The 23,525-nt window shown below is 48.9% G+C and carries 19 protein-coding genes and 3 pseudogenes; 9 read left to right on the top strand and 13 right to left on the bottom strand.

The genetic code is table 11. The annotated features are described in order from the left end of the window. Nucleotides 1–58 precede the first annotated feature (58 nt). The 3 genes from mdsA to mdsC are packed head-to-tail and all read left to right on the top strand — an operon-like array spanning nt 59 to nt 5,923. Nucleotides 59–1,285 carry a multidrug efflux RND transporter periplasmic adaptor subunit MdsA gene (gene mdsA / locus ACLD4F_RS11295; protein ID WP_172496719.1) on the top strand — a complete coding sequence of 409 codons (1,227 nt, stop codon included), beginning with the start codon at nt 59–61 and terminating at the stop codon, nt 1,283–1,285. Beyond that, nucleotides 1,282–4,449 carry a multidrug efflux RND transporter permease subunit MdsB gene (mdsB, locus tag ACLD4F_RS11290; RefSeq protein WP_411010844.1) on the top strand — a complete coding sequence of 1,056 codons (3,168 nt, stop codon included), beginning with the start codon at nt 1,282–1,284 and terminating at the stop codon, nt 4,447–4,449. The genes mdsA and mdsB overlap by 4 nt, the downstream gene beginning before the upstream one ends. 16 nt (nt 4,450–4,465) lie before the next feature. Continuing rightward, complete coding sequence (gene mdsC / locus ACLD4F_RS11285; protein ID WP_411010843.1) at nt 4,466–5,923, top strand: multidrug efflux transporter outer membrane subunit MdsC; 1,458 nt, start codon at nt 4,466–4,468, stop codon at nt 5,921–5,923. A 67-nt stretch (nt 5,924–5,990) separates the two neighbouring features. On the opposite strand, the gene ACLD4F_RS11280 is transcribed toward mdsC, so the two are convergent. The 9 genes and pseudogenes from ACLD4F_RS11280 to ACLD4F_RS11240 form a co-directional block, all read right to left on the bottom strand. After that, a complete protein-coding gene (locus ACLD4F_RS11280) occupies nt 5,991–6,350 on the bottom strand; it encodes a DUF4156 domain-containing protein (RefSeq protein WP_000722978.1) in 360 nt (119 codons plus the stop codon). Between the two features lie 57 nt (nt 6,351–6,407). Then, complete coding sequence (locus tag ACLD4F_RS11275; protein WP_000737127.1) at nt 6,408–6,632, bottom strand: membrane protein; 225 nt, start codon at nt 6,630–6,632, stop codon at nt 6,408–6,410. Nucleotides 6,633–6,642: 10 nt separating this feature from the next. After that, nucleotides 6,643–7,284, bottom strand: a complete 642-nt coding sequence (locus tag ACLD4F_RS11270; protein ID WP_156010217.1) for a helix-turn-helix transcriptional regulator — start codon at nt 7,282–7,284, stop codon at nt 6,643–6,645. Nucleotides 7,285–7,427: 143 nt separating this feature from the next. Continuing rightward, nucleotides 7,428–7,952, bottom strand: a complete 525-nt coding sequence (locus ACLD4F_RS11265) for an Ail/Lom family outer membrane beta-barrel protein (protein WP_000830237.1) — start codon at nt 7,950–7,952, stop codon at nt 7,428–7,430. Nucleotides 7,953–8,353: 401 nt separating this feature from the next. Next, complete coding sequence (locus tag ACLD4F_RS11260; protein WP_001749087.1) at nt 8,354–8,842, bottom strand: hypothetical protein; 489 nt, start codon at nt 8,840–8,842, stop codon at nt 8,354–8,356. After that, nucleotides 8,815–9,558, bottom strand: coding sequence for a transcriptional regulator (locus ACLD4F_RS11255; protein WP_079821234.1), 744 nt, complete (start codon nt 9,556–9,558; stop codon nt 8,815–8,817). The genes ACLD4F_RS11260 and ACLD4F_RS11255 overlap by 28 nt, the downstream gene beginning before the upstream one ends. A 99-nt stretch (nt 9,559–9,657) precedes the next feature. Next, entirely contained in the window at nt 9,658–11,232 is a 1,575-nt protein-coding gene (locus tag ACLD4F_RS11250) for an EAL domain-containing protein (protein WP_080208028.1), read from the bottom strand. A 510-nt stretch (nt 11,233–11,742) separates the two neighbouring features. Continuing rightward, nucleotides 11,743–12,043 (bottom strand): annotated as a pseudogene (locus ACLD4F_RS11245) (hypothetical protein). Then, nucleotides 12,016–12,750, bottom strand: a complete 735-nt coding sequence (locus tag ACLD4F_RS11240) for a transcriptional regulator (RefSeq protein ID WP_001005866.1) — start codon at nt 12,748–12,750, stop codon at nt 12,016–12,018. Before ACLD4F_RS11240 ends, ACLD4F_RS11245 begins: the two are co-directional and overlap by 28 nt. Nucleotides 12,751–13,413: 663 nt before the next feature. On the opposite strand from ACLD4F_RS11240, the gene ACLD4F_RS11235 reads away from it, so the two are divergent. From ACLD4F_RS11235 to stbE, 5 genes are all read left to right on the top strand, one after another. Next, on the top strand, nt 13,414–13,950 hold the full coding sequence (locus tag ACLD4F_RS11235; RefSeq protein ID WP_000062033.1) for a fimbrial protein: 537 nt from the start codon (nt 13,414–13,416) through the stop codon (nt 13,948–13,950). 61 nt (nt 13,951–14,011) lie between these two features. Beyond that, nucleotides 14,012–14,773 (top strand): fimbrial biogenesis chaperone StbB, encoded by a 762-nt coding sequence (gene stbB, locus ACLD4F_RS11230; protein ID WP_126524245.1) that lies wholly within the window; start codon nt 14,012–14,014, stop codon nt 14,771–14,773. Then, nucleotides 14,757–17,318, top strand: coding sequence for a fimbrial outer membrane usher protein (locus tag ACLD4F_RS11225; RefSeq protein WP_411010842.1), 2,562 nt, complete (start codon nt 14,757–14,759; stop codon nt 17,316–17,318). The genes stbB and ACLD4F_RS11225 overlap by 17 nt, the downstream gene beginning before the upstream one ends. A 4-nt stretch (nt 17,319–17,322) precedes the next feature. Beyond that, nucleotides 17,323–18,648 (top strand): fimbrial usher protein StbD, encoded by a 1,326-nt coding sequence (gene stbD / locus ACLD4F_RS11220; protein ID WP_079944517.1) that lies wholly within the window; start codon nt 17,323–17,325, stop codon nt 18,646–18,648. Further along, nucleotides 18,614–19,372, top strand: coding sequence for a fimbrial biogenesis chaperone StbE (gene stbE, locus ACLD4F_RS11215; RefSeq protein ID WP_411010841.1), 759 nt, complete (start codon nt 18,614–18,616; stop codon nt 19,370–19,372). The genes stbD and stbE overlap by 35 nt, the downstream gene beginning before the upstream one ends. A 47-nt stretch (nt 19,373–19,419) precedes the next feature. Here stbE and ACLD4F_RS11210 read toward each other — a convergent pair. Beyond that, nucleotides 19,420–19,817, bottom strand: a pseudogene (locus ACLD4F_RS11210) (hypothetical protein). A gap of 691 nt (nt 19,818–20,508) precedes the next feature. On the opposite strand from ACLD4F_RS11210, the pseudogene ACLD4F_RS11205 reads away from it, so the two are divergent. Next, nucleotides 20,509–20,781, top strand: a pseudogene (locus ACLD4F_RS11205) (cytoplasmic protein). Here ACLD4F_RS11205 and ACLD4F_RS11200 read toward each other — a convergent pair. From ACLD4F_RS11200 to ACLD4F_RS11190, 3 genes are read right to left on the bottom strand one after another with little or no spacing between them, the layout of a single operon-like run. Further along, entirely contained in the window at nt 20,726–21,691 is a 966-nt protein-coding gene (locus ACLD4F_RS11200; protein WP_058821337.1) for a LysR family transcriptional regulator, read from the bottom strand. The pseudogene ACLD4F_RS11205 and the gene ACLD4F_RS11200 overlap by 56 nt on opposite strands. A 33-nt stretch (nt 21,692–21,724) precedes the next feature. After that, nucleotides 21,725–22,639: an alpha/beta fold hydrolase gene (locus ACLD4F_RS11195; protein WP_000105592.1), complete on the bottom strand. Its 915-nt coding sequence runs from the start codon at nt 22,637–22,639 to the stop codon at nt 21,725–21,727. Continuing rightward, the gene (locus tag ACLD4F_RS11190; protein WP_000780206.1) at nt 22,639–23,517 is read right to left on the bottom strand and encodes a fumarylacetoacetate hydrolase family protein; all 879 of its coding nucleotides are present in this window, start codon (nt 23,515–23,517) and stop codon (nt 22,639–22,641) included. Before ACLD4F_RS11190 ends, ACLD4F_RS11195 begins: the two co-directional genes overlap by 1 nt. Nucleotides 23,518–23,525 lie beyond the last annotated feature (8 nt).

Here is a 23,525-nt window from a genome sequence, read left to right as displayed (position 1 = left end):
AAAATTCTGCGGCAGCGTTGCGGAATGGCCGACACGCTGCGGTAAAGAGGGAAACGACATGCGTAGAACATTCAAAATTATGTTGATAGCCGGCGTCATCGCCGCCATCGGGGGCGTGATTTACATGGCCGGCGAAGCACTATGGGATAAAGACAACGCCGTCGGCCCCCCGGCCAGCGCGCCGCCTCCACCGTCGGTACCGGTTGCTAAAGCCCTTAGCCGCACACTCGCGCCTACGGCGGAATTCACCGGTTTTCTGGCCGCGCCGGAGACCGTGGAGCTGCGTTCGCGCGTGGGAGGAACCCTTGACGCCGTCAGCGTTCCGGAAGGACGTCTGGTAAGCCGCGGACAACTGCTGTTCCAGATCGATCCGCGCCCGTTCGAGGTCGCCCTCGACACCGCCGTCGCGCAATTACGTCAGGCTGAAGTACTGGCCCGCCAGGCGCAGGCGGATTTCGATCGCATTCAACGACTGGTCGCCAGCGGCGCCGTATCACGTAAAAACGCTGACGATGTCACCGCCACGCGTAATGCGCGACAGGCGCAGATGCAATCGGCCAAAGCCGCCGTCGCCGCAGCGCGCCTTGAACTCTCCTGGACCCGTATTACCGCGCCCATTGCCGGACGCGTTGACCGCATACTGGTGACCCGGGGCAATCTGGTCAGCGGCGGCGTAGCGGGTAACGCCACGCTTCTGACGACTATCGTGTCTCACAATCCCATGTATGTGTATTTCGATATTGACGAAGCCACCTGGCTGAAGGCGTTACGGCATACCCGCTCCGACAAAAATCCACCGGTAGTCAACATGGGGTTAACCACCGATAACGGGCTGCCTTATCAGGGCGTACTCGACTTTATGGGCAATCAGATGAACCGCAGCACCGGCACTATCCGGGCGCGTGCCGTGATTCCTGACCCCGACGGAATGCTTTCTCCCGGCCTGTTTGCCCGAATCAGTTTGCCCATCGGCGAGCCGCGGGAAACCGTGCTAATTGACGATCTGGCGGTGAGCGCCGATCAGGGCAAAAACTATGTGCTGATCGTCGGCAAGGAGAATCAGGTGGAGTATCGTCCGGTTGAGCTGGGACAAATGGTCGATGGACTCCGCGTCGTTACACAGGGAGTACTGCCGGGAGAAAAAATCATCCTCAAGGGGCTGGTGCGTCCTGGCATGACCGTTGCGCCGCGTCTGGTGCCGATGCGGCAGAATATGCCCGACAAACAGACCGCGACATTGACTAAAGCGGACGGCGACAGCGCGTCGAAGGCGGTGCGCCAATGAAATTCACCCACTTTTTCATCGCACGGCCCATCTTCGCCATCGTCCTGTCGCTGTTAATGCTGCTGGCTGGCGCTATCGCCTTTTTAAAACTGCCGCTGAGTGAATATCCGGCCGTTACGCCGCCCACGGTACAGGTTAGCGCCAGCTACCCCGGCGCTAACCCGCAAGTGATTGCCGATACGGTAGCCGCGCCGCTGGAACAGGTGATCAACGGCGTTGACGGCATGTTGTATATGAATACCCAGATGGCCATTGATGGTCGCATGGTTATCTCTATCGCCTTCGAACAGGGAACCGATCCTGATATGGCGCAAATTCAGGTGCAAAACCGGGTATCCCGCGCGCTGCCTCGCCTGCCCGAAGAAGTCCAGCGAATTGGCGTTGTAACGGAGAAAACGTCCCCCGATATGTTGATGGTGGTCCATCTTGTCTCGCCGCAAAAACGCTATGACTCGCTTTACCTGTCTAACTTCGCCATCCGGCAGGTTCGCGACGAGCTGGCCCGTTTACCCGGCGTCGGCGATGTTCTCGTCTGGGGCGCGGGCGAGTACGCCATGCGCATCTGGCTGGACCCGGCGAAAATCGCCAACCGCGGTCTTACCGCCAGTGATATCGTTACGGCGTTGCGGGAACAAAACGTACAGGTCGCCGCCGGTTCCGTCGGGCAACAGCCGGAGGCCTCCGCCGCTTTTCAGATGACGGTGAACACGCTGGGCCGCCTGACCAGCGAAGAACAGTTCGGCGAGATTGTGGTAAAAATCGGCGCTGACGGCGAGGTGACGCGTCTGCGTGATGTTGCCCGCGTCACGCTGGGCGCAGATGCCTATACGCTGCGCAGTTTACTGAATGGCGAAGCGGCGCCAGCGTTACAGATTATTCAAAGTCCAGGCGCCAATGCGATTGACGTTTCTAACGCGATTCGCGGCAAAATGGATGAGTTACAGCAAAACTTCCCGCAGGATATCGAATACCGGATTGCCTATGATCCTACGGTCTTCGTGCGCGCATCGCTACAATCGGTGGCGATTACGTTGCTGGAAGCCCTCGTGCTGGTCGTCCTTGTCGTGGTGCTGTTCCTGCAAACCTGGCGGGCGTCCATTATTCCTCTGGTGGCGGTTCCCGTTTCGCTGGTCGGCACCTTTGCCTTGATGCATCTGTTTGGCTTTTCGCTGAATACGCTTTCGCTGTTTGGTTTGGTCCTGTCGATAGGTATCGTTGTCGATGACGCCATCGTTGTGGTCGAAAACGTGGAACGGCATATCTCGCAGGGCAAAAGTCCCGGAGAGGCGGCAAAGAAGGCGATGGATGAAGTCACTGGTCCCATTCTTTCTATTACCTCGGTGCTGACGGCGGTCTTTATCCCTTCCGCATTCCTGGCGGGCCTGCAGGGTGAGTTTTATCGTCAGTTCGCGTTGACCATCGCTATTTCGACCATCCTTTCGGCCATTAACTCGCTGACGCTCTCCCCTGCGCTGGCTGCCATTTTGCTAAGACCGCACCACGATACTGCGAAGGCTGACTGGCTAACGCGGTTGATGGGCACGGTCACTGGCGGTTTTTTCCATCGCTTTAACCGTTTCTTCGACAGCGCGTCGAACCGCTATGTTAGCGCCGTCCGTCGGGCCGTGCGCGGCAGCGTCATTGTGATGGTGCTCTATGCCGGCTTTGTGGGGCTGACCTGGCTTGGCTTCCATCAGGTGCCGAACGGGTTTGTGCCTGCGCAGGATAAATACTATCTCGTCGGCATCGCCCAGCTCCCAAGCGGCGCATCGTTGGATCGCACAGAGGCGGTCGTGAAACAGATGTCCGCTATCGCGCTGGCGGAACCCGGCGTTGAAAGCGTCGTCGTCTTCCCCGGCCTGTCGGTTAACGGCCCGGTAAATGTGCCAAATTCGGCGCTGATGTTCGCCATGCTGAAACCCTTTGACGAGCGTGAAGATCCTTCACTTTCCGCTAACGCTATCGCCGGAAAGCTAATGCACAAATTTAGCCACATTCCCGACGGGTTTATTGGCATCTTCCCACCGCCGCCGGTTCCAGGGCTTGGCGCGACGGGCGGCTTTAAATTGCAGATTGAAGATCGTGCGGAACTGGGATTTGAAGCGATGACAAGGGTGCAAAGCGAGATTATGTCTAAGGCGATGCAGACGCCCGAACTGGCCAATATGCTGGCCAGTTTCCAGACGAACGCCCCGCAATTACAGGTGGATATCGACCGGGTAAAGGCGAAATCAATGGGGGTATCGCTCACCGACATCTTTGAAACGTTGCAAATTAACCTCGGCTCGCTTTACGTCAACGATTTCAACCGATTTGGCCGCACCTGGCGGGTGATGGCGCAGGCCGATGCGCCATTCCGTATGCAACAAGAGGATATCGGCCTGCTTAAAGTCCGCAATGCGAAGGGCGAGATGATCCCGCTTAGCGCTTTCGTCACGATTATGCGCCAGTCAGGGCCGGACAGAATCATCCATTACAACGGCTTCCCCTCGGTAGATATTAGCGGTGGACCGGCTCCGGGCTTCTCCTCCGGACAGGCGACGGACGCGATTGAAAAGATCGTGCGTGAAACGTTGCCGGAAGGGATGGTCTTCGAATGGACCGATCTGGTTTATCAGGAAAAACAGGCCGGCAACTCCGCGCTTGCTATCTTTGCGCTGGCGGTGCTGCTGGCCTTCCTGATCCTGGCGGCGCAGTACAACAGTTGGTCGCTGCCCTTCGCCGTCCTGCTTATTGCGCCTATGTCATTACTCTCGGCCATTGTCGGCGTGTGGGTATCTGGCGGAGATAACAATATCTTTACGCAGATTGGTTTCGTGGTGCTGGTCGGCCTGGCGGCCAAGAACGCCATTTTGATTGTCGAGTTTGCCCGCGCCAAAGAACACGACGGCGCAGACCCGCTGACCGCCGTGCTGGAAGCGTCCCGCCTGCGTCTGCGTCCTATCCTGATGACCTCATTCGCCTTTATCGCAGGCGTAGTACCGTTGGTACTCGCGACGGGTGCCGGCGCGGAAATGCGACATGCGATGGGCATCGCCGTGTTTGCCGGCATGTTGGGCGTCACGCTCTTCGGCCTGTTATTGACGCCTGTATTTTACGTGGTGGTTCGCAGGATGGCATTAAAGCGTGAGAACCGCGTTGATTCACATGATCAGCAAGCATAATGATGGGAATGGCATAATGAAGATCACTTTTACAGGCTATCGGCAGACCGCCACGCTGGCGACGCTTGCTTTCGTCACCACGCTTGCTGGCTGTACGATGGTGCCGAAGCACGAACGCCCCGCATCGCCGACTGCGATGGTCTATCCCTACGCAACGTCAACCGTTTCTGGCGCGCCGGATGCCGCTGACATTGGCTGGCGTGATTTCTTCCACGATCCGCTTCTACAGGAACTGATCGCGATCGCGTTACGCAATAATCGGGATTTACGCAAGGCAGGGCTCAATGTTGAAGCCGCCCGGGCGTTATACCGTATTCAGCGCGCGGAGATGCTGCCGACGCTCGGCATCGCCACCGCCATGGACGCCAGTCGCACTCCCGCCGATCTCAGCGTCACGGACGAGCCTGAGATTAACCGACGCTACGAGATGGCTGGGGCGACGACGGCCTGGGAACTGGATCTCTGGGGGCGAGTGCGAAGCCTTAGCGACCAGGCATTAGCCGCCTATATGGCGCTTGATGAGACGTACATTGCGGCGCGAATGAGCCTGGTTTCCGAAGTCGCCAGCGCCTGGCTGACGCTACGGGCTGACCGGGAGCTGCTGCGCTTAACCGAGGATACGCTGGCCGCGCAAAAAAGTTCATACACATTGACAACCCAGCTTGCCCGGACAGGCAACGCCACACAGCTCGATCTGCGTATGGCGGAGATCGCGCTGCGTTCTGCCGAAATCAATCGCGCGGCGTATACGCGACAGTTGGCGCGGGATCGTAACGCGCTGGAATTGCTGTTGGGCCAGCCGCTCACGCCTGAACTGTCGCGTCGACTAAACGAAGCGGTCACGCTTACGGAAGGCGAGATCCCGACCACTCTGCCAGGCGGATTACCGTCAGATCTGCTGGTACGCCGCCCGGATATTCGCGCCGCCGAGTACAGGCTGCGTGGCGCAAACGCCCGGATAGGCGCAGCGCGCGCCGCCTTCTTCCCGACCATCAGCCTGACAGGCGCGGCGGGAACGGCCAGCGCGTCTCTTAGCGGACTCTTTGAACCGGGATCGGGAAGCTGGCGTTTTCTACCGCAAATCACCTTGCCTCTCTTTCACGGCGGCGCATTACGCGCTGACCTGGATAGGGCGCATGTCCAAAAACAGATTGAAATCGCCAGGTATGAAAACGTTATTCAGCAAGCCTTTCGCGACGTGGCGGATGGTCTGGCGGGACAGCGTACGCTGAATGACCAGGTGCAATCAGAACAACGCGCGGTTGAAGCCAGTCAAATCGCCTATGAGCTGGCCGGACTCCGTTTTCAGGAAGGCATCGATGACTACCTTACGCTGCTTGATACCCATCGTATGCTTTATGGCGCGCAGCAGCGCCTGGTACGCACACGGCTCATGCAACAGCTGAATATCATTAATCTGTATAAAGCATTAGGCGGCGGTTGGCGGGAATACAGCGAGAAAAAGCAAGGTTAGCCCAAATAGCGCGCGTCGCCAGTGCGGCGCGCGCGCTAAACAGGCATATATTGCCTGCAAAATAAGGTTAACGAGGGCAACGATAAACGTTCCCGCTTAACGTGACATTGGTTTGTTTGCTTGAGCCCGAACCGTGCCATGAACTTCCTGTCTGGCCTGCACGCTGGGTTAACAGGACTACCGTATTGCCGCCCATTTTATAAGCTTTGTTTTTCAGATCGTTACGGGCACCCGTTTCCAGGTTACTATTGGAAGTCCAGCCACCGGTAAAGAAATTCCCCTGACTGCCCGTGATATCCCCTAAGTAGCTGCATTCCTTACCTGGCTCGCTGGTCATCACCCGTACCTGTTCAGCGCCATAATTCAACGAATTAGCGCTACATGCGGTTAAAGCCAAGCCGACGAAACATACTAAGATCTTTTTCATACTAATACCTGGTCTATTAACCATTAAATAATAACGCGTTCTTGCTCCTGAACGCCGTCAAGGAACTATATTTAAGATGTAACGAATGTCTTTCATTTGCTGAAGAAAAGTCTCTGTCATGATGCTATCATGTATGCTTGAGGCTATTTCTTGTTCAGTTTTTTCAATATGCTCTCTGAGCCTTATTTTTGTTTTTTCGTCAAGCGCCGAGATAAGTATCTTAATGGCAAGCAGCATAGTAGGATTGATGCTTTCACACTCTCTCATCGTTAACTTTTTCATCTTGTTTGCTTCAAGCCTGATCGGCGTTTTTGTCTACACGGCAAATTTTAGATGCGAAGATATGGCGACTTCTTTGGTAAATAAATAGCAAATGGAAAAAGCGTTTGAAGCCATATTTACGACAGATACGCAATCTATGAATGTACAAAGTCTTACGACTCATGCCATAGCTACTGGCGATCTGACTCATCGACTTTTTATATAAAAAGTGCCATAACAACTCCTCCTCCTTTTTTGTCAATGGCGCAAGTTCACCGACCGCTACTTCGTTTGCACAAGCGTATTTAATGAAATGCTCAATAAAAACAGGCTTTGCCAAATCGGGATCGATATCAGGATCTCTATCGCAGCCATGTGGATAAAGTTTTCCAATATCTCTGCGCGTGAGCCAGATTCGACGAGTATGTGGATAATGCTGCATGAGCGCCTTAAAACCTTTCCAGACCCCCTGAATCAAAACTCGTCCATCAATAATAATTATGATATCTTCGCTAGCTGATATCTGACACGAATTATATTCTCCATTGAGTGGGAACATAAAGCACTTCCCATCCTCAAAGAGTGAAGCGATGCCTAAATAAGTATAATAATCATCCGTTAAAACTATACCTATCGTTTTTAACGGAAGTTGTTCCGATAGTGAATTTATCATAATTTCATCAATAGAATAACGCTACGGTGAGTGTTTTATCTTCCTCTTAAGATTACCTGAGCGCTCATAACCATCCCTATTCTGTAGCAGCGCCATATTATTTTTAATTCCTTGCCATAAACGTAACGCTTATACTTTTAATATCAGAAGCGATAACCTACGCTGACACCAAATGTATTGGTATCCACAGCGAAGAAACGACTGGCTTCCCATGATGCATCGATAGATATACTCTTAACTGGATTAAATATTACGCCAGCGCCGTAGGCAAAGGAGTCTTCTTTTGAGTGTTTATTAAATTTCATCGTCGCTATACCCGCATTGCCGTACAGGCTCACATAGTCATTAAAACGATATGTTGGTCCAAACATCAAAGAACCATAGTCCACAGAATCGGAACCATTTTTATGCAATTTCCCCTCTTTCCAGGTGTAATTCTCCATTTCATTGCGCGTCGCGGTGAATGAGCCTAACATCCCCCAGGTCTCATTAAACTCGTAACGATATTTAAAATTAAAGCCTCGCAGATCTTTGCTATCGCTATTTTTCAATGAACTGAGATGAGTTTGTGCATAACCAAACGATACGGTGTGCTGATCGTTAGCCAAAGCTAAAGGTGACGCTAATAATAAACCTAAAAAAACAAGGAACGAAGACCGTCTTTTCATTAAAACCACTCCATTTTTGATATATAATTAAGGCGGTACCGGAACTTATGGCACACAAATAGCATTTAGATTAAGAGCACCTAATGCGCTTATTACCAGTCATGCCAACTGCGGAGGTAATATAACCTGATATATTCGATAATGGATATGAAATCAGTCTTACAGAGTTCTTACTTTTTTATTAATGGCGGATTCATAGTTGCTTCAGACCCGATCCTGGCATCGCATCCGTCAGGCGGACTGCGAGAGGTTATCAGCGAGTATCAGTCACCTTCCCGAAGAGTCAAAAATTCATAAATAACTGTTTTATATACATTTTAATTAACATTCAAGTTAACCTTTACCCTTGCGGAGGGCAATTTCGCAACTCGCTTTCTGACGCATTCAGACAACATTCAGATCTACTGCGCGGTACAAACGTTATAAAGCTGCCGATTAAGAGAATAAAAAAAGGTTTTCTCACCCACTTTAGATATTCGAATCTCATTAGCCGCTTCCGGATGCAGAACCCGTAAATATGATAACATATCGCCAGCCGTGTCCGTGGCAAAGACTTTTACCTGGGATACTTCGAACGTATAAACACCAGGCGCTGTTCGATGTAAATTTTTCATATACACGTCCCGGTATAATATTTTTACACCGTTATCTTTTGTTTTTATTTCATATTGAAGCGTAATTCTCTTCATCTTAAAATCAAGAACAAGACTACCATCGGCATGGATATCTTTAGGCTGTATCGTCGTTACCGTTCTTGTCGTGCATAAAAATTCATTAGTATTAATAGAACTATGGCTACTGTTTCGTACCCAAACTACCATCAGTACGACTGAAACAGCCAACATACCAAGCGTCGCCACGCTTAATAACGTTCTTTTATGGAAATGCATTTTGGCTCCGCTATATCAAGTTGGTTAAGACACTGGACAAAAATATTTGTATTAGGAACGCGAATGTAATAAATGATTTTTCCGTTTTGTTTATGTATTTCATTACTCATCTCAGAGTACGCTTCAACGATATCCGTCAGATGGGTTTTATCATGCCCGACACTATAAAAAGTGTATCCATCATACGAACCCTGGAGGGTAAAGTAATCAATATTTTCACCCTTAACTTTATACATCATAAAAAACATCAGAAGCGCGGCCAGGCAAAAGTAGAGCCAATCTTTTCTATTCACAGCGCCCGGTATTGGGGGGTTAATAGTGTCATCGCGTCGCACTTCAACCGTCGATAATTCTGTTTCAGCAACAGCAGGCAACGGCATATTTTGCGCCTCATCACTCAACGGTTCAATGGAAACTGAGAGTAAAACACCCACGCGAGGGCGAGTCACAACAGATGCCCCCTTAAGACCAATTTTATCAAATGATCCTCGTAGCTGGTTAATCAGTTTATAATAACTGGCATCAGAGACCACGACACCTTTGCGCCCCCAGACATAGTTAATTAAATCATCTTTTTTAAAAAGGCCTTCATGAAAAGCGATAAGCAAACTGCGTTCCGATTCAGATATCGTTATCGACTCTCCGGCGCAGGAAAGCGTCATTCTTTCACAATCAAGAATAACTCTTTTGTCAATCAGATAATTGTTCTGACTCATAAAAATATCCGCCCCAGTGCTATCACGTTTCTTCACGGCATAAACATATTACCAGGATATATCGCGCTATTGAATTTTTTTCCGTAGCGAGCTCCTGTATTATTCAGCCACCAGGCCACTCGCAGATTCGTTTTCCCCCTTGAGCAGACCATTTTGCCTCTGGGCTGACTTGCCAAGCCAGCTCATAAAGTCATTAGCCTCCATCGGCCTGGCATAAAGAAATCCCTGAACGAATCCTACCCCGTGGCTTAAGATATAACGCAATTGGTGCTGGGTACTGACCCCTTCGGCAACCACATTGAGTCCCAGTCGCTGACTCAGCGTAATGATAGTATCCAGGACAGGAACATCATCGCTGCTGGTATCAATGGTATCGATAAACGTTCTGTCTATTTTAAGATAGTCTACAGGTAATTGTTGGAGATAGGAGAGTGAGCAATAGCCGGTCCCAAAATCATCAATCGCTATTAACACGCCTTTTTCACGGAGCGTTGAAAGTTTTTCCGCGACCTGTGAAGGTTCTACAATCAGGCTACGCTCGGTGAGCTCCAACATAAGCGTTATCGTTCCCAAACGAGTCCTGAGCGCCTCTATATCTTGTATAAAACCGTCATCCATAAGATGCGCAGGCGATATATTTACGCTGATATAGAAATCATCCGGTACAGTCCAGTTTATCACGTCATGAGCAATCAGTTCGAACAGATGACGAGAGAGTGGAATAATCATGCCTTCATTTTCTGCGGCGGTAATAAAAATATCCGGGGTTATAAAACGGCCATCCGGTTGCGGCCAGCGCATTAGCGCCTCCACGCCGCCGCAACTACCGTGTTTAACGTTAAAAACAGGTTGATAATGTACCGTAAACTCATTGTGCGTTATCCCCCTGGCAATCTCCCGGGCCAGAGATAAACGTTTTAAATACCAGCGCCTGTAAAACAACATCATCCCTACAGAAAGACACAATGACAGCGGAATAAAAATAAAAAGGTTTTGTAACCAGTATGCCGATAACGTTGAGAAAGGGGTTCGCACCATCAGCTGGATAGTGTGATCGGTTGAGGTGAACCGCTGCGTTAAAAACGCCTTACCGCGCAACGTCGCAGCGCTGGTAATCGCCTCCCCTGCGCCGAATGTCAGGCTAAAGGCTGATGCTCTCTCTGCAGCCAATATCTCCATGAGCTCCTGGACATACTGCGAATCCACAATGACAAAAGCCGCTTTATTCGCTGCTACTTTTTTCACATAAACCACAACAAGGCGATCGGGTCCTTCGGCCATACTACCGATAGATCGCAACCACCGTTCCGGATAAGAAGCAGGTAAAGAAAGCCCTGCCAGTCGGGAAAAATGATAGCGTTCGGTTCCTGTGACAAAGGAGCAAGTGATATCACCATTTTCCAGAAACCCAATGTCACGGACATAAGGAGTGAAGGCCCGCGTTCTGGACAGTTCTTTCAGCGTATCAGTACAGGAACTCTCAGCCAGTCTGGCGGCTTTTCCGGCGACTTGCCAGGAGGCGGCTGATATATCCGCGCTAAACCGCAGCAGCGTATTGGCGCTGACGGCGATATCTCGTTTTAGCTGGAAGATACCCGCGAGTAACCCCACCAATATCATTACGATCAGTGGAACGGCAATAAACAACATCAGAAATAGCTTTCTTACTTTCAAATCATTGCCCTCTTACCGGCCTTCCTTTTGCCACTGTACGCTTTTATAGGATAACTAAAGTAACATTAATATAGAAAAGCAATATTGAGAGATAGGTTATACGTTCTTAATGATAGCAAGATGGCACTCCCTGTGCCGAAAATAGACAAGAAAATATCAATACCCAACAGGTGCAGGATACTATCGTTAAAATAAACGATAGCAGATATCTAAAATACAGACGCATTCAATATGTTAGTCTGATGCCAGGTTCGCTGCCTGATGAGGCATAAATCACGGAACGAATTCCCATCAATACAGGGATTATTGGCTACAACTCAACGTTACTACTGGTGGTACACACATTATACAAATGTCGATTAAGCGAAAACATGTAGGTATTTTTCCCAATTTTGACCATCTTTAACTCATTAATCGTACCAGGCTGTAACAGTCTCAACCAGGAAAACAAATCGCCAGCAGTATCAGACTCAAAAGTCTTAACTGAATTGACTTTAAAAGTAAATGTTTTCATACCCGTTCTGCGCAGTTTGCTGATGCAGATATCACGAAAAAAAAGCCGTTTCTCTTTCGTATCGGTAGTAACATCGTAGTGCAGGGTAATCCTGCCGGATTTAAGATCCAGCACAAGTCCACCATCCATGTACAATTTTCGTGGTTCAATATACGCTTCTGATTTTGTCGTGCATATAAGATTATTGGTTCTATAAGAGTCACGATTTACCCACTCAAGCGCTATTATCGATCCGATTGCGACAATGGCGATAAATATTACAAATATAATCAGTAACGTTCTTTTACTGTAATACATTTTGGCACCGCCATTTCAACAGGATTTAAGCATTGCAGAAAAATATTCATATTAGGCTCCCTGATATAATAAAGATGGCGTCCATTTTGCCGGTAAATTTTAATTTTTAGAGAGTTAAAAGCAAAAACTACTTCACTTAATGTGACCTTATCCTCTTTTGTTTTATAGATTGCATAATCGTTATATTCGCCAAGATATGTAAAAAAACTATCAGGGCTGTTACGAACAGGCGCTTTATATATAGTAAATACACCATAGAGCAATGCCAGAAGAATGGCTCCTGTTAATACCACAAATACGCTGTGACGTTTAATTTTGTAAAATATGTTCTCCCGAGTCGGGGTGCCTTTAACGTTTTCATCACTCACCTTTAGGGAGGTGATTTTTTTTATAGGTTCAATGGCAACAGACAGCGACACCCCCACCCGAGGGCGAGTTACGATGTCAGATGACTGTAGACCGATGCTACTAAAATCATTTCTCATTTGATTAATGAGTTTATAGTAACTTGATTCTGAGACGCAGCCTCCACGATTTTCCCAAACAAAATGAATAATATCTTCTTTTTTGTAAAGACCATGCCAAAAAGCAAGAAGCAGATGGGTCTCAGCTTCCGATATTCTGATTATCTCATTACCATGCGATAAGGTCATCTTCGTACTATCAAATACAACACGCTTATCAAGTAAAAATATGCTTTCATTCATGACAATCCTAAAGGTAACTGCATCCATCATTCAGACGACATATTATCATGCTTAAAAAAGAATTCAGCCCCCTAATTAACCTGAGTTTAACTTATAAGTCTCACTTATAGTAAACAATAATTGACACAAGTATTACCTGCACATTACAAATCAAACATTTATAGGTAAACCTGAACACTTTTCTTTACCTTAACGCAAACTCAGGAAACTTCTGAAAGGCCAAAAGTAAGAAAAAAGTAAGACTAATTATACTGTTTCAGAAGCACATTTCAGAAAATTTACCTTAATCTCACCATCGTATTATCCATCGGGAGGTTTAACTGATACGGATTTTACATAGCAAAAATGTGCAGGTTTGTATTGCAACATAGTCTATCTATTCAGACGCGGAGAGAATTGTTATCGGATTACACTCAATCAAATGATAACACTATCAGTTGTACTAATGAGATGTATGGACGAAAGCGCTTATCGCTCTATTTCATGATAAGAGAAATAAGTCTGTTTGTTTTATATCGCATTATCAATAGTCAGGAGGGTATAGCTCACATCCAAAAATAGAGTTAATGATCGTTATTTTTACCACTCCTCCATAAGCACGAAACATTCGGGCGAATTGCACTCGTCCTGAAAAAGTAAAGATTAATACAGGAACATTATCATATGTCTATGAAAAAGTATTTAGCAATGATCACAGGCTCACTTCTTGTCTCCAGCAGCGCGATGGCTGTTTCTGATAACACCATCACCTTTCAAGGGGAAGTCTCTGATGAAACATGCTCTGTCGTGATTAATGGTAATCAGGCTAAACCCGTCGTGTTATTGCCAACAGTAAGTACTAAAGATTTATCAGAACAAGGGAAAACTGCGGGGCCAATAACGTTTGATATTGGGCTGTCCGGGTGTACCGGCTCTAAGGACAAAACAACAAAAATTTCCACTGTCTTTGTCGGTAATCAGGTCACCAGTAACGGTAACCTGGGTAATACTGGCAGCGCGAAAAATGTTGAAGTCCAATTACTCGACACTTCAGGGGAGCCAATCAATCTGACCGGCGGCTTTACTGGCGACGGCGACCTACAGCTGGAACCAAATGCTTCTGAAGCGAGCGCGACTTATACCGCGCGGTATTACTCTACCGGGAAAGCAGAGGCTGGGACAGTCGCTGCCACCCTACAATACGCCGTTTCGTATAAATAATTGTCGCTACGGTCTGGCGTTGAAACGCCAGACCATTTTCAATCGCCAGGGAGTTGTTGAGATGAAAATGGATACCCGACATTCCGCATTATATTACTTAATAGTTTTTCTATTGCTGGCCCTACCCGCCACAACATCGTGGGCGAGCGTTACTATTTTGGGTAGCCGAATAATTTACCCATCAACAGCCTCCTCCGTAGATGTGCAGTTAAAAAATAATGATGCAATACCTTATATCGTACAAACCTGGTTTGACGATGGCGATATGAATACCAGCCCGGAAAATAGCAGCGCGATGCCGTTTATTGCCACGCCGCCAGTATTTCGTATTCAACCCAAAGCAGGCCAGGTGGTACGTGTAATTTATAACAACACGAAAAAATTGCCGCAGGATCGTGAGTCAGTATTCTGGTTTAACGTATTACAGGTACCACCAACGAATATTGGCAGCGACAGTGGGCAAAATAAAATGTTGGTGATGCTGCGCTCAAGAATAAAACTTTTCTATCGTCCTGACGGGCTAGGCAAACCTGATAATCTGGCGAAAAAATTACAGATTAAAACGGTAAATAAGGGTTCCGGAAAAAGCGGTATTGTTATTGTTAATCCGCAGCCCTGGTTTGCCTCTTTAAGTAACCTGAATGTAAAAGTGAACGGCGCTTCGTATAACCTGGATGCTGACATGATTGCCCCTTTCTCCAGTCAAACCTGGTGGCTGCCGGGCAAACGGCCACTCAAATCCTTCTCCGGTACAGTCACCGTTACTTTGGTTAACGACCTGGGCGCAAGGATAAGCGAGAGCTACGATGTCCCCCACCATTAATTTGAACCGCAAAAGCCTTGCGCTATTGATCGCCATAGTTTGCTCAGGCTCCGCGCAGGGTGAAGAGTATTATTTTGATCCTGCGCTACTTCAGGGGGCCACTTACGGACAAAATATTGCCCGTTTTAATGAACAGCAAACGCCTTCCGGAGACTATCTTGCCGACGTTTACGTTAATGGCACGCTGGTAACAGCGAGCACTAATATTCGATTTAATGCTGTAAAAGAGGGTCAACAGACTGAACCCTGTCTGCCCTTATCGGTGATGAAAGCGGCACAGATAAAATCACTCCCCGCGACCGACGCTGCGACCGAGTGTCGCCCGCTCAGGGAGTGGGTACCTCATGCCGGCTGGCAATTTGATAGCGCCACGCTTCGCCTGTTGCTGACGATTCCAATGACCGAACTTACGCACAAACCGCGCGGTTATATCTCCCCTTCAGAGTGGGATAGCGGCGCGCTGGCGCTGTTTTTACGCCATAACACAAACTGGACCCACACCGAAAATACCGACAGCCATTATCGCTACCAATACTTATGGAGCGGTTTAAACATGGGCGTTAACCTCGGACTTTGGCAGGTCCGTCATCAAAGTAATCTGCGCTATGCCAATAGCAACCAGAGCGGAAGCGCCTGGCGCTATAATAGCGTTCGAACCTGGGTGCAAAGACCTGTCGCGTCTATTAACAGTATCCTGTCGCTGGGCGATAGCTATACGGACTCCAGCTTATTCGGCAGTCTGTCTTTTAACGGAGCTAAACTAGTCACCGACGAGCGGATGCGCCCGCAGGGCAAACGCGGTTATGCGCCGGAAGTTCGGGGCGTAGCGGCCAGTAGCGCGCACGTGGTAGTAAAACAACTGGGGAAAGTGATTTATGAAACCAACGTTCCGCCGGGCCCATTTTATATTGACGATCTGTACAACACCCGTTATCAAGGCGATCTGGAGGTAGAGGTTATCGAGGCCAGCGGTAAAACCTCACGTTTCACCGTGCCTTATTCTTCCGTGCCGGATTCGGTACGTCCCGGTAACTGGCACTATTCGCTGGCCTTCGGCAGGGTTCGTCAGTACTACGATATTGAAAATCGTTTCTTTGAGGGAACGTTCCAGCACGGCGTTAATAACACCATTACCCTCAACCTCGGTTCACGAATTGCGCAGCGTTACCAGGCATGGCTGGCGGGCGGCGTCTGGGCCACCGGTATGGGCGCGTTCGGCCTTAACGCCACCTGGTCGAATGCGCGCGCAGAGCATAACGATCGCCAACAAGGCTGGCGCGCGGAACTCAGTTACAGCAAAACGTTTACCACCGGCACTAACCTGGTGCTGGCGGCTTATCGTTATTCAACCAACGGCTTTCGCGATCTTCAGGACGTGCTCGGCGTACGCCGGGAAGCAAAAACGGGGATTGATTACTACTCCGACACGCTGCATCAGCGCAATCGCCTGTCCGCGACGGTAAGCCAGCCGTTAAGACGGCTTGGCACGCTTAACCTCAGCGCCAGCACCGCAGACTACTACAATAACCAATCGCGTATAACACAGCTACAAATGGGGTATAGCAACCAGTGGCGGAATATAAGCTACGGGGTGAATATCGCACGACAGCGCACCACCTGGGATTACGATCGCTTTTATCACGGCGTTAACGAACCACTGGACGTGAGTAGCCGACAAAAATATACCGAAACCACAATGTCGTTTAATGTCTCTATACCGCTGGATTGGGGCGAAAACAGAACGTCTGTCGCCATGAATTATAACCAGTCCAGTCAAAGCCGTTCCTCAACCGTATCCATGACCGGCAGTAGCGGTGAAAACAGCGACCTGTCATGGTCGGTTTATGGCGGCTACGAGCGTTATCGCAATAGTAATAGCGATAGCAGCGCGCCAACGACGTTTGGCGGTAATCTACAACAGAACACCCGGTTTGGCGCACTTCGCGCCAACTATGACCAGGGTGATAACTATCGTCAGGAAGGGCTGGGCGCGTCCGGCACCCTGGTACTTCACCCTGGCGGTCTGACGGCTGGCCCCTATACCAGCGATACCTTTGCGCTTATTCATGCCGATGGCGCGCAGGGCGCGATCGTACAAAATGGCCAGGGCGCTGTGGTTGATCGCTTTGGTTACGCCATTCTGCCTTCGTTATCTCCTTACCGCGTCAATAACGTTACGCTCGATACCCGTAAGATGCGCAGCGATGCCGAACTGACGGGAGGAAGTCAGCAGATTGTGCCCTATGCCGGCGCCATCGCGCGTGTCAATTTCGCCACTATCAGCGGCAAAGCAGTGCTGATCTCCGTGAAGATGCCGGATGGCGGCATACCGCCAATGGGCGCTGATGTTTTCAACGGTGAAGGCACAAACATCGGCATGGTCGGCCAGAGTGGGCAGATTTATGCCCGTATCGCCCATCCGTCGGGTTCTCTACTGGTGCGCTGGGGAACAGGGGCAAACCAGCGTTGCCGGGTTGCCTACCAACTCGATCTTCACACCAAAGAACCGTTTCTCTATCTGAACAAAATCTGCGAGAAGGAATAGCACAATGCTTTTTAGTTTCCGAATGCTATTGTTTATCACCAGCCTGTTCGTCAGCGCCGGAACATGGTCGTCATGTATCAAAGTCACCGATAAGAGCGCGCTCTCTGACGCGGCGATAAAAGCGGGCTACACGGCGCAAAACTGGATCGGCGCAACTGACACGAATACCGGTAATATCGGTTTGCCAACGGTGATTAGCGTCAGTAATAGTGAAACATTTCAACCCTCCGGCACGCTATTGGCCAGTGGGATCGGTAACTTCCTGACGGCCGCCACCGGCACGCCCTATTCCAGTAAACAGGTACTTTACCGCTGCGATTCCGCCGATGCCGGGAAGCTCTATGAGATGTATTCGACAAATGGCGATAGCGCTTTTGCGGGGGCATTTTTTACTCCCGAAGTAGAAGGCGCTTATTATGATGTGGAGCGTAATGTTGCTGTCCGTATGACAAACCTCAGTACCGGCGAATATTACAGCCGTTTCTGGAAAGAACGCCAACTTACCGCAGACAGTTGGTTTCAGGATGACAAATATATTTATATTCCTGCCAGCGCGTTTAGCAACGTGCTATATGAGATGTTTAAAATTGACTCAAGAAAATATTTTGCCTACCAGAATCCAATGGACCGAGATACCTGGACGCAGCCTCGGGGTTATATCGCGTTTAAAGGCCCAGGCTTGATTACCGAGCGGATCAAAGCGGGACTGGATCATGCCAGCGATTATTATGGCTGGCCCAGCTATTGGCCCGGGGCATGGAGTACATATAATAGCGTCACCTATGTTCGCGGCGCGTTATGTAAAATCACAGATTATCCTGCGATCGTGAAAATTCCCCCTGTCGCCGTCGGCATATTAGCCGCCGGAGGCAATAGCCAGGCGCCTTTCCACGTCAGCCTGGAATGTGAGTCCGGCGCCGTGTCCAGTGCCCTCCCGTCCACCAGCGCCGCTAATGTCGCAATGGGGTTTGTCGTTAATCAACCCACCGCCGTGGCGGCGGCGCGTCGCCTGGGGCTAACCACATCCGCAGGCGGTCTGTCGTGGCTACTGGACACCCATTATGGCGAACCTGGCGTAGCTTCCGGAGTGGGTATCCGCATCTATAACGATGCCGGTACGCCGATTAACCTGTTACCCGATCGGATCAAGACAGGCACTGGCAACGCCCGAGGCTGGTATGGCTATAAAGATCTAACCACACGGGTATCATCCGGTTCAGTAGAAACCTATAGCGGTGATTTTACTGCCTCGCTTGAGGCGATCGGCGGACAAACAGTAACGGCAGGAAGCGTGAATGCGCAATTACAGGCAGTGGTTAGTTTTCAGTAAAGTCATATTAACGCTACTTGGGTTGACGGGATGGTATGGCCCGGCACAAGCCGCCGTTAATATTGACAGAACCCGAATTATTTTTGCTTCAGATGAGGTCGCTCAATCGTTGACATTATCCAACGATAATACAACGCCGATGCTGTTACAGGTATGGACCGACGCCGGAAACATTGACGCCTCTCCGGATAACAGCAAAACGCCGCTGGTGGCGCTGCCGCCGGTATTTAAAATGCAGCCAGGAGAACTGAGAACGCTTCGCCTGCTCCTGAGTTCCCGCCAGCAGCTGGCAACGGACCGGGAGAGTCTCTTCTGGCTAAACATTTATCAGATACCGCCAGTCACCCAGGACATTAAAAACCACCCGCGAAAACTGGTATTACCGCTTCGTTTGCGGCTAAAAATTTTAATTCGCCCGACCGGATTAAAAGCGCCAACGGAAGCGGAGGAGAAAAAATTACGCTTTATTGCTAAAGAGAATACTATACGGATAGTTAACCCCACCTCGTGGTATATGAGTTTAACGCTAACGATGGATAACAAGAAAAGTATCGGCGATATCATGGTTGCGCCGAAAACAGCACGTGATGTGCCGCTAACACGCTCGCCAACGCCGGGTGCATCGATAAATTATGCAGTAATCAACGACTTCGGGAACTGGCGACAATATACCGCCATACTGGAAAAATATATTAGTGAGAGTAATTTTATTGCTGAGTTTTGATGGGAAATATTCAGGGATACGATCGTATCCCTGAGACAGGCCAGAATTCAGCATGTACCATTGTCAAAAATAGCATTAAGCTGATATTTTACTTTTTGCACGGCATCTTTGTTCTGTTGAGTTCCCTTCTCCTCAACAGACATATCCCATACTTTTTCATTATCTGATTCAATTAATGTGTAGAACGTATTATTATTACGCATCATATAACCGCGAAATTATTTTCGATGCCCGTTGTCACAGGCTTAGCAGCCCCTGAAATAACAGACTCCGTCTCTTTATTGAAAAGCTGATATTGAATATTTGCGCAGTTTAAATCACAGGGAGAACATTTAAGATTTAAAACAAGCAGTATCGTGTTATTTTCAAAAACAAGGGCATAATGATTGCTGGCAGATGAACATAACGGGAATAGCGCGAGAAGAAGAATTATTATCAATTTCATATGCTTATATAGACTCCATCAAAGAAAACTTTCATTTCACACCCCTGAGAATAGCGAAAGGCATACCATGCAGAACGAATGCTTTGCGGACTGACGTCCTCATAGACATCTATACCATGCTAAACAAGTACGCGAGAAAGAAAATGAGAAGATTGTTATGAAAGAAAAGGTTGTAACGATAACAGGAACAATACCTATTTCATATTCATTTAATTAATAATATTAATTTTCTATTTCATCTTTGGTGATACACCCAATGGATTTTCCGCCTATAATGCTGCACAGGTAGCTACTTCTCTTTTGCTGTGAGAAAACATTACATTGGTATAACTAATGAGAATGAGCAGAGGCATTAAGTCACGTAATATTGCATTTCCTCTGTTAAGGCTTTTGTGTGAAAAGAGCATTACTTTTAGTCAGTTAGGTAGCATTACATAAGCAGAACTAAATTTGAGAAAACCTCGAAAAATCAGCAGATTGAATTGATGGATGGTATTGTTTTTTAAAAGAATTTTAATTGCCAACCTGCGATAATACGCTTAAGATGAACACATATCTATTGAGCTAAAGTAGTCGCTCAATCAATCTGATTGTTATGGAGTGAGTGTGTGATACTTACAATGCCATCCAGCCGATACCAATAGAATCCTCAACCTCCGATAATTGTCACCCAAAAATCAGGAGATAAAATATGACGTTAAAACCAGGTGAGAAATCCGGTAATAATGGAGGTATCTATGTGGAGGTTGGGCCGCGTGGTGGGATAAAAGATAACTTCGCCACGATAGCGGAAACAAAACCGCGCCACCAACGCAACGCCCTAAAAGCTACTGGGTGCTGGTAAAAAGAACACCTAACAGTAAACGTAAGTCAGAGCATCTGGCGCCACGACAGTTGGCGCCGACTGATCACAGTACGCCCGGTGCTTTACCGCCTGGCAAGCATTGTGCAAGATGCTCCGTGAGGAAATCGATGCAGATTTTGATACGATCAGAACTTGATGAACGCCGGGTATATACAGCCCAGATATTCGCTTCCTGATACCACTGAGGCAACACGCGAACCAGCTCACCTCGTTCAATATACTGCGCAACATCCCATTCCGACCGCAATGTAATGCCATGGCCTTTCAGGGCCCAAATAAGCACCACACTGCCGCTGTTGGAAGAATGAAAACCGTTTAGTCGGCAATGTGTCTGCTGCTTACCGTCCGTTAATATCCAATTGCCAAATGCCGAGTTTTTTTCCTGAATCATTAGGCAATCGTGCTGCACAAGCGCACTAACAGACTCTGGCTTGCCGTGGCGTTCGAGGTATTCAGGGGAAGCACACAGGATCCGTCGATTAGTGGCTAACTGCCGTGCGATATACAATTCGTTGATGTCATCCCCAACACGAATTTCAATATCGACTCCCTCTTCTACAAGATCCACTTCACGATCCGTTAGCGTGAGTTTTACCGTAATATCAGGATAGGCGATCATAAATGACGACAGCGCCTCTGCGACATATTTATGCCCAAAACCAAATGAGCAGTTGATGGTGATATTACCCGCCAACACGCCACGTTGATTATCCAAACGACTGACAAAACCATCCATTTCACTGACGACCTGCATAGCCCCACACAGCGCATTTTCGCCTTCCGGTGTGAGACGCATCACTCTGTTATTTCGAAAAAAAAGCCGGGCGTTGAGACATTTTTCAAGGATAGCGATACGTTTGCTGATATAGGAGGGAGATAACCCCAGCTCCAGCGCTGCCCGGGCAAATCCACCGTTGCGAGCAACGGTGACAAAAACGAAAAGATCTTCAACAGAAGGCCAGCCCTCAAGGGGCTGGCGATGTTTTTTTCCTACAGGTGTCGTTTTCATAGCATCAGTGCGAAGTTGCAAAGGATGACCGAGTTATAACACTGAATGTAAAAAGGACTGAAGTTTCTGGATAAAGTACTCAGGACACTCTTCCTGCGGGGAGTGTCCGCAAGGCAATGCTTCCCCCTGAACGTTTAGCGCCTTTTCTTTCCAGGTACCAACCACATCATATAGTTGCCCTACCGTTCCCAGCCCTCCCCACAGCAACTGTAACGGACACCGGATACGCGCCGACGTATCTGCGGCATCATCGTCCAAATCAATCGTCGCAGCAGCCCGGTAGTCCTCACAGATCGCGTGGATCATCTCAGGGTTCTGGTAACAGCGCAGGTATTCATTGAATGCTTCCTGCGAGGTCGCGCCCTCTATTTTTAGCTGGCCAGAAATATGCTTACGTAGAAAAAATGCCGGATCGTGCGCAATCATCGTTTCGGGTAACGGGAAAGGTTGAATCAGGAAAAACCACCAAAAGTAACGCGTAGCAAAGGATTTATCGGTCAAGGCGTACATCGTCGCGGTTGGAGCAATGTCGATAAAAGTACAACAGGTCACACGATCCGGATAATCCAGCGCGAGCCTGTGTCCTACGCGTCCGCCACGATCGTGCCCTACGAAGGCAAAACGGGAAAAGCCGAGCGCATCCATTAACATGACGATATCCTGCGCCATGGTGCGCTTTGAATAGGTACGGTGCGCCGGATCGCTCGTTGGTTTATCGCTGTCGCCATAGCCACGCAAATCCGGCAAAATGACTGTATGATTTTGCGCCAATGTCGGTGCGACTTTCCGCCATGTTGTATGATTCTGCGGATGCCCATGTAGCAGTACCAAAGGTGAACCGCTGCCTCCGATAGCCACTCTTACCGTCAGACCATTTTCCAGACGAACATCCTTGAGCGCAAACCCCGGAATAAACGGAGAGGCGCCGCATTCAATCAGTGTACTCATCACTTTCTCCCGTCATGCCAGCTAACAGATGATGTTAAATAACGGCTATCCCGGACGACATTGCGCAGGGTTCCAATATGTTCAATCTCAACTTCAATAACATCACCATCGTGTAAAAACAGCGGTGGAACGCGTTTTTTGCCCACTCCACCAGGCGACCCTGTGAGGATCGTGTCGCCAGGGGAAAGCAGAGTAAAGGTGCTTATATAAGCAATGAGTGAAGCGATAGGATGGATCATATTTGCCGTAGATTCGTTCTGCACCTCCCGCCCGTTTAGTCGTGTCAGTAAACGTAGCATCTGGGGATCGGGAATGTCGTCTGTGGTCACCAGACACGGACCGAATGATCCTGTCGAAGGCCAGTTTTTTCCAGCCGTAAACCAGCTATGCTGCCAGTCCCTCACTGAACCATCCATATAGCAGCTGTATCCGGCGACATAATCTAAAGCATCCTCAGCGCTGACCCGGGAGCATCGCCCCCCAATCACTACGGCTAATTCACCTTCGTAGTCGAACTCATTGGTATTTTCAGGCTTCAGCAGCAGGCCATTATGCCCGGTCTGAGAATCCGCAAAGCGGACAAAAAGGGTTGGGGCCGGGTTGGTTTCATTAAACTCAATACGCTTATCGGCGTAATTCATTCCGACACAGATGATCTTCTGCGGATCGTCAATCACCGGCAGAAAAGTGACTTCCTGGTAGTAATAATCCGCCGGCTCATCACACCATAACGCCGCATCCGTCAGCGCATTAGCGCACAGTAGAGATTTCAAAGTGGGATATTTGTCGCCAAGCCGCTGCGAGAGATCAATTATTCCGGTTTCCTGCATAATGCCGTAGCGTTTGCCACCGTTCACAAGATATTGAACCAGTTTCATTGCAGTCT

Origin of the sequence: Salmonella sp. 741265050_HSA (assembly GCF_046569445.1) — a bacterium.
In the GTDB taxonomy this organism is placed as follows: domain Bacteria; phylum Pseudomonadota; class Gammaproteobacteria; order Enterobacterales; family Enterobacteriaceae; genus Salmonella; species Salmonella enterica.
The sequence above is the reverse complement of the archived record's forward strand: the minus strand, read 5'-3'. Positions and strand labels throughout refer to the sequence as shown.

What these genes read in the sequence shown, in the direction of transcription:
- mdsA (WP_172496719.1), top strand. Translation starts at nt 59, where the DNA reads ATGCGTAGAACATTCAAAATTATGTTGATAGCCGGCGTCATCGCCGCC.
- mdsB (WP_411010844.1), top strand. Translation starts at nt 1,282, where the DNA reads ATGAAATTCACCCACTTTTTCATCGCACGGCCCATCTTCGCCATCGTC.
- mdsC (WP_411010843.1), top strand. Translation starts at nt 4,466, where the DNA reads ATGAAGATCACTTTTACAGGCTATCGGCAGACCGCCACGCTGGCGACG.
- ACLD4F_RS11280 (WP_000722978.1), bottom strand. Translation starts at nt 6,350, where the DNA reads ATGAAAAAGATCTTAGTATGTTTCGTCGGCTTGGCTTTAACCGCATGT.
- ACLD4F_RS11275 (WP_000737127.1), bottom strand. Translation starts at nt 6,632, where the DNA reads ATGAAAAAGTTAACGATGAGAGAGTGTGAAAGCATCAATCCTACTATG.
- ACLD4F_RS11270 (WP_156010217.1), bottom strand. Translation starts at nt 7,284, where the DNA reads ATGATAAATTCACTATCGGAACAACTTCCGTTAAAAACGATAGGTATA.
- ACLD4F_RS11265 (WP_000830237.1), bottom strand. Translation starts at nt 7,952, where the DNA reads ATGAAAAGACGGTCTTCGTTCCTTGTTTTTTTAGGTTTATTATTAGCG.
- ACLD4F_RS11260 (WP_001749087.1), bottom strand. Translation starts at nt 8,842, where the DNA reads ATGCATTTCCATAAAAGAACGTTATTAAGCGTGGCGACGCTTGGTATG.
- ACLD4F_RS11255 (WP_079821234.1), bottom strand. Translation starts at nt 9,558, where the DNA reads ATGAGTCAGAACAATTATCTGATTGACAAAAGAGTTATTCTTGATTGT.
- ACLD4F_RS11240 (WP_001005866.1), bottom strand. Translation starts at nt 12,750, where the DNA reads ATGAATGAAAGCATATTTTTACTTGATAAGCGTGTTGTATTTGATAGT.
- ACLD4F_RS11235 (WP_000062033.1), top strand. Translation starts at nt 13,414, where the DNA reads ATGTCTATGAAAAAGTATTTAGCAATGATCACAGGCTCACTTCTTGTC.
- stbB (WP_126524245.1), top strand. Translation starts at nt 14,012, where the DNA reads ATGAAAATGGATACCCGACATTCCGCATTATATTACTTAATAGTTTTT.
- ACLD4F_RS11225 (WP_411010842.1), top strand. Translation starts at nt 14,757, where the DNA reads ATGTCCCCCACCATTAATTTGAACCGCAAAAGCCTTGCGCTATTGATC.
- stbD (WP_079944517.1), top strand. Translation starts at nt 17,323, where the DNA reads ATGCTTTTTAGTTTCCGAATGCTATTGTTTATCACCAGCCTGTTCGTC.
- stbE (WP_411010841.1), top strand. Translation starts at nt 18,614, where the DNA reads ATGCGCAATTACAGGCAGTGGTTAGTTTTCAGTAAAGTCATATTAACG.
- ACLD4F_RS11200 (WP_058821337.1), bottom strand. Translation starts at nt 21,691, where the DNA reads ATGAAAACGACACCTGTAGGAAAAAAACATCGCCAGCCCCTTGAGGGC.
- ACLD4F_RS11195 (WP_000105592.1), bottom strand. Translation starts at nt 22,639, where the DNA reads ATGAGTACACTGATTGAATGCGGCGCCTCTCCGTTTATTCCGGGGTTT.
- ACLD4F_RS11190 (WP_000780206.1), bottom strand. Translation starts at nt 23,517, where the DNA reads ATGAAACTGGTTCAATATCTTGTGAACGGTGGCAAACGCTACGGCATT.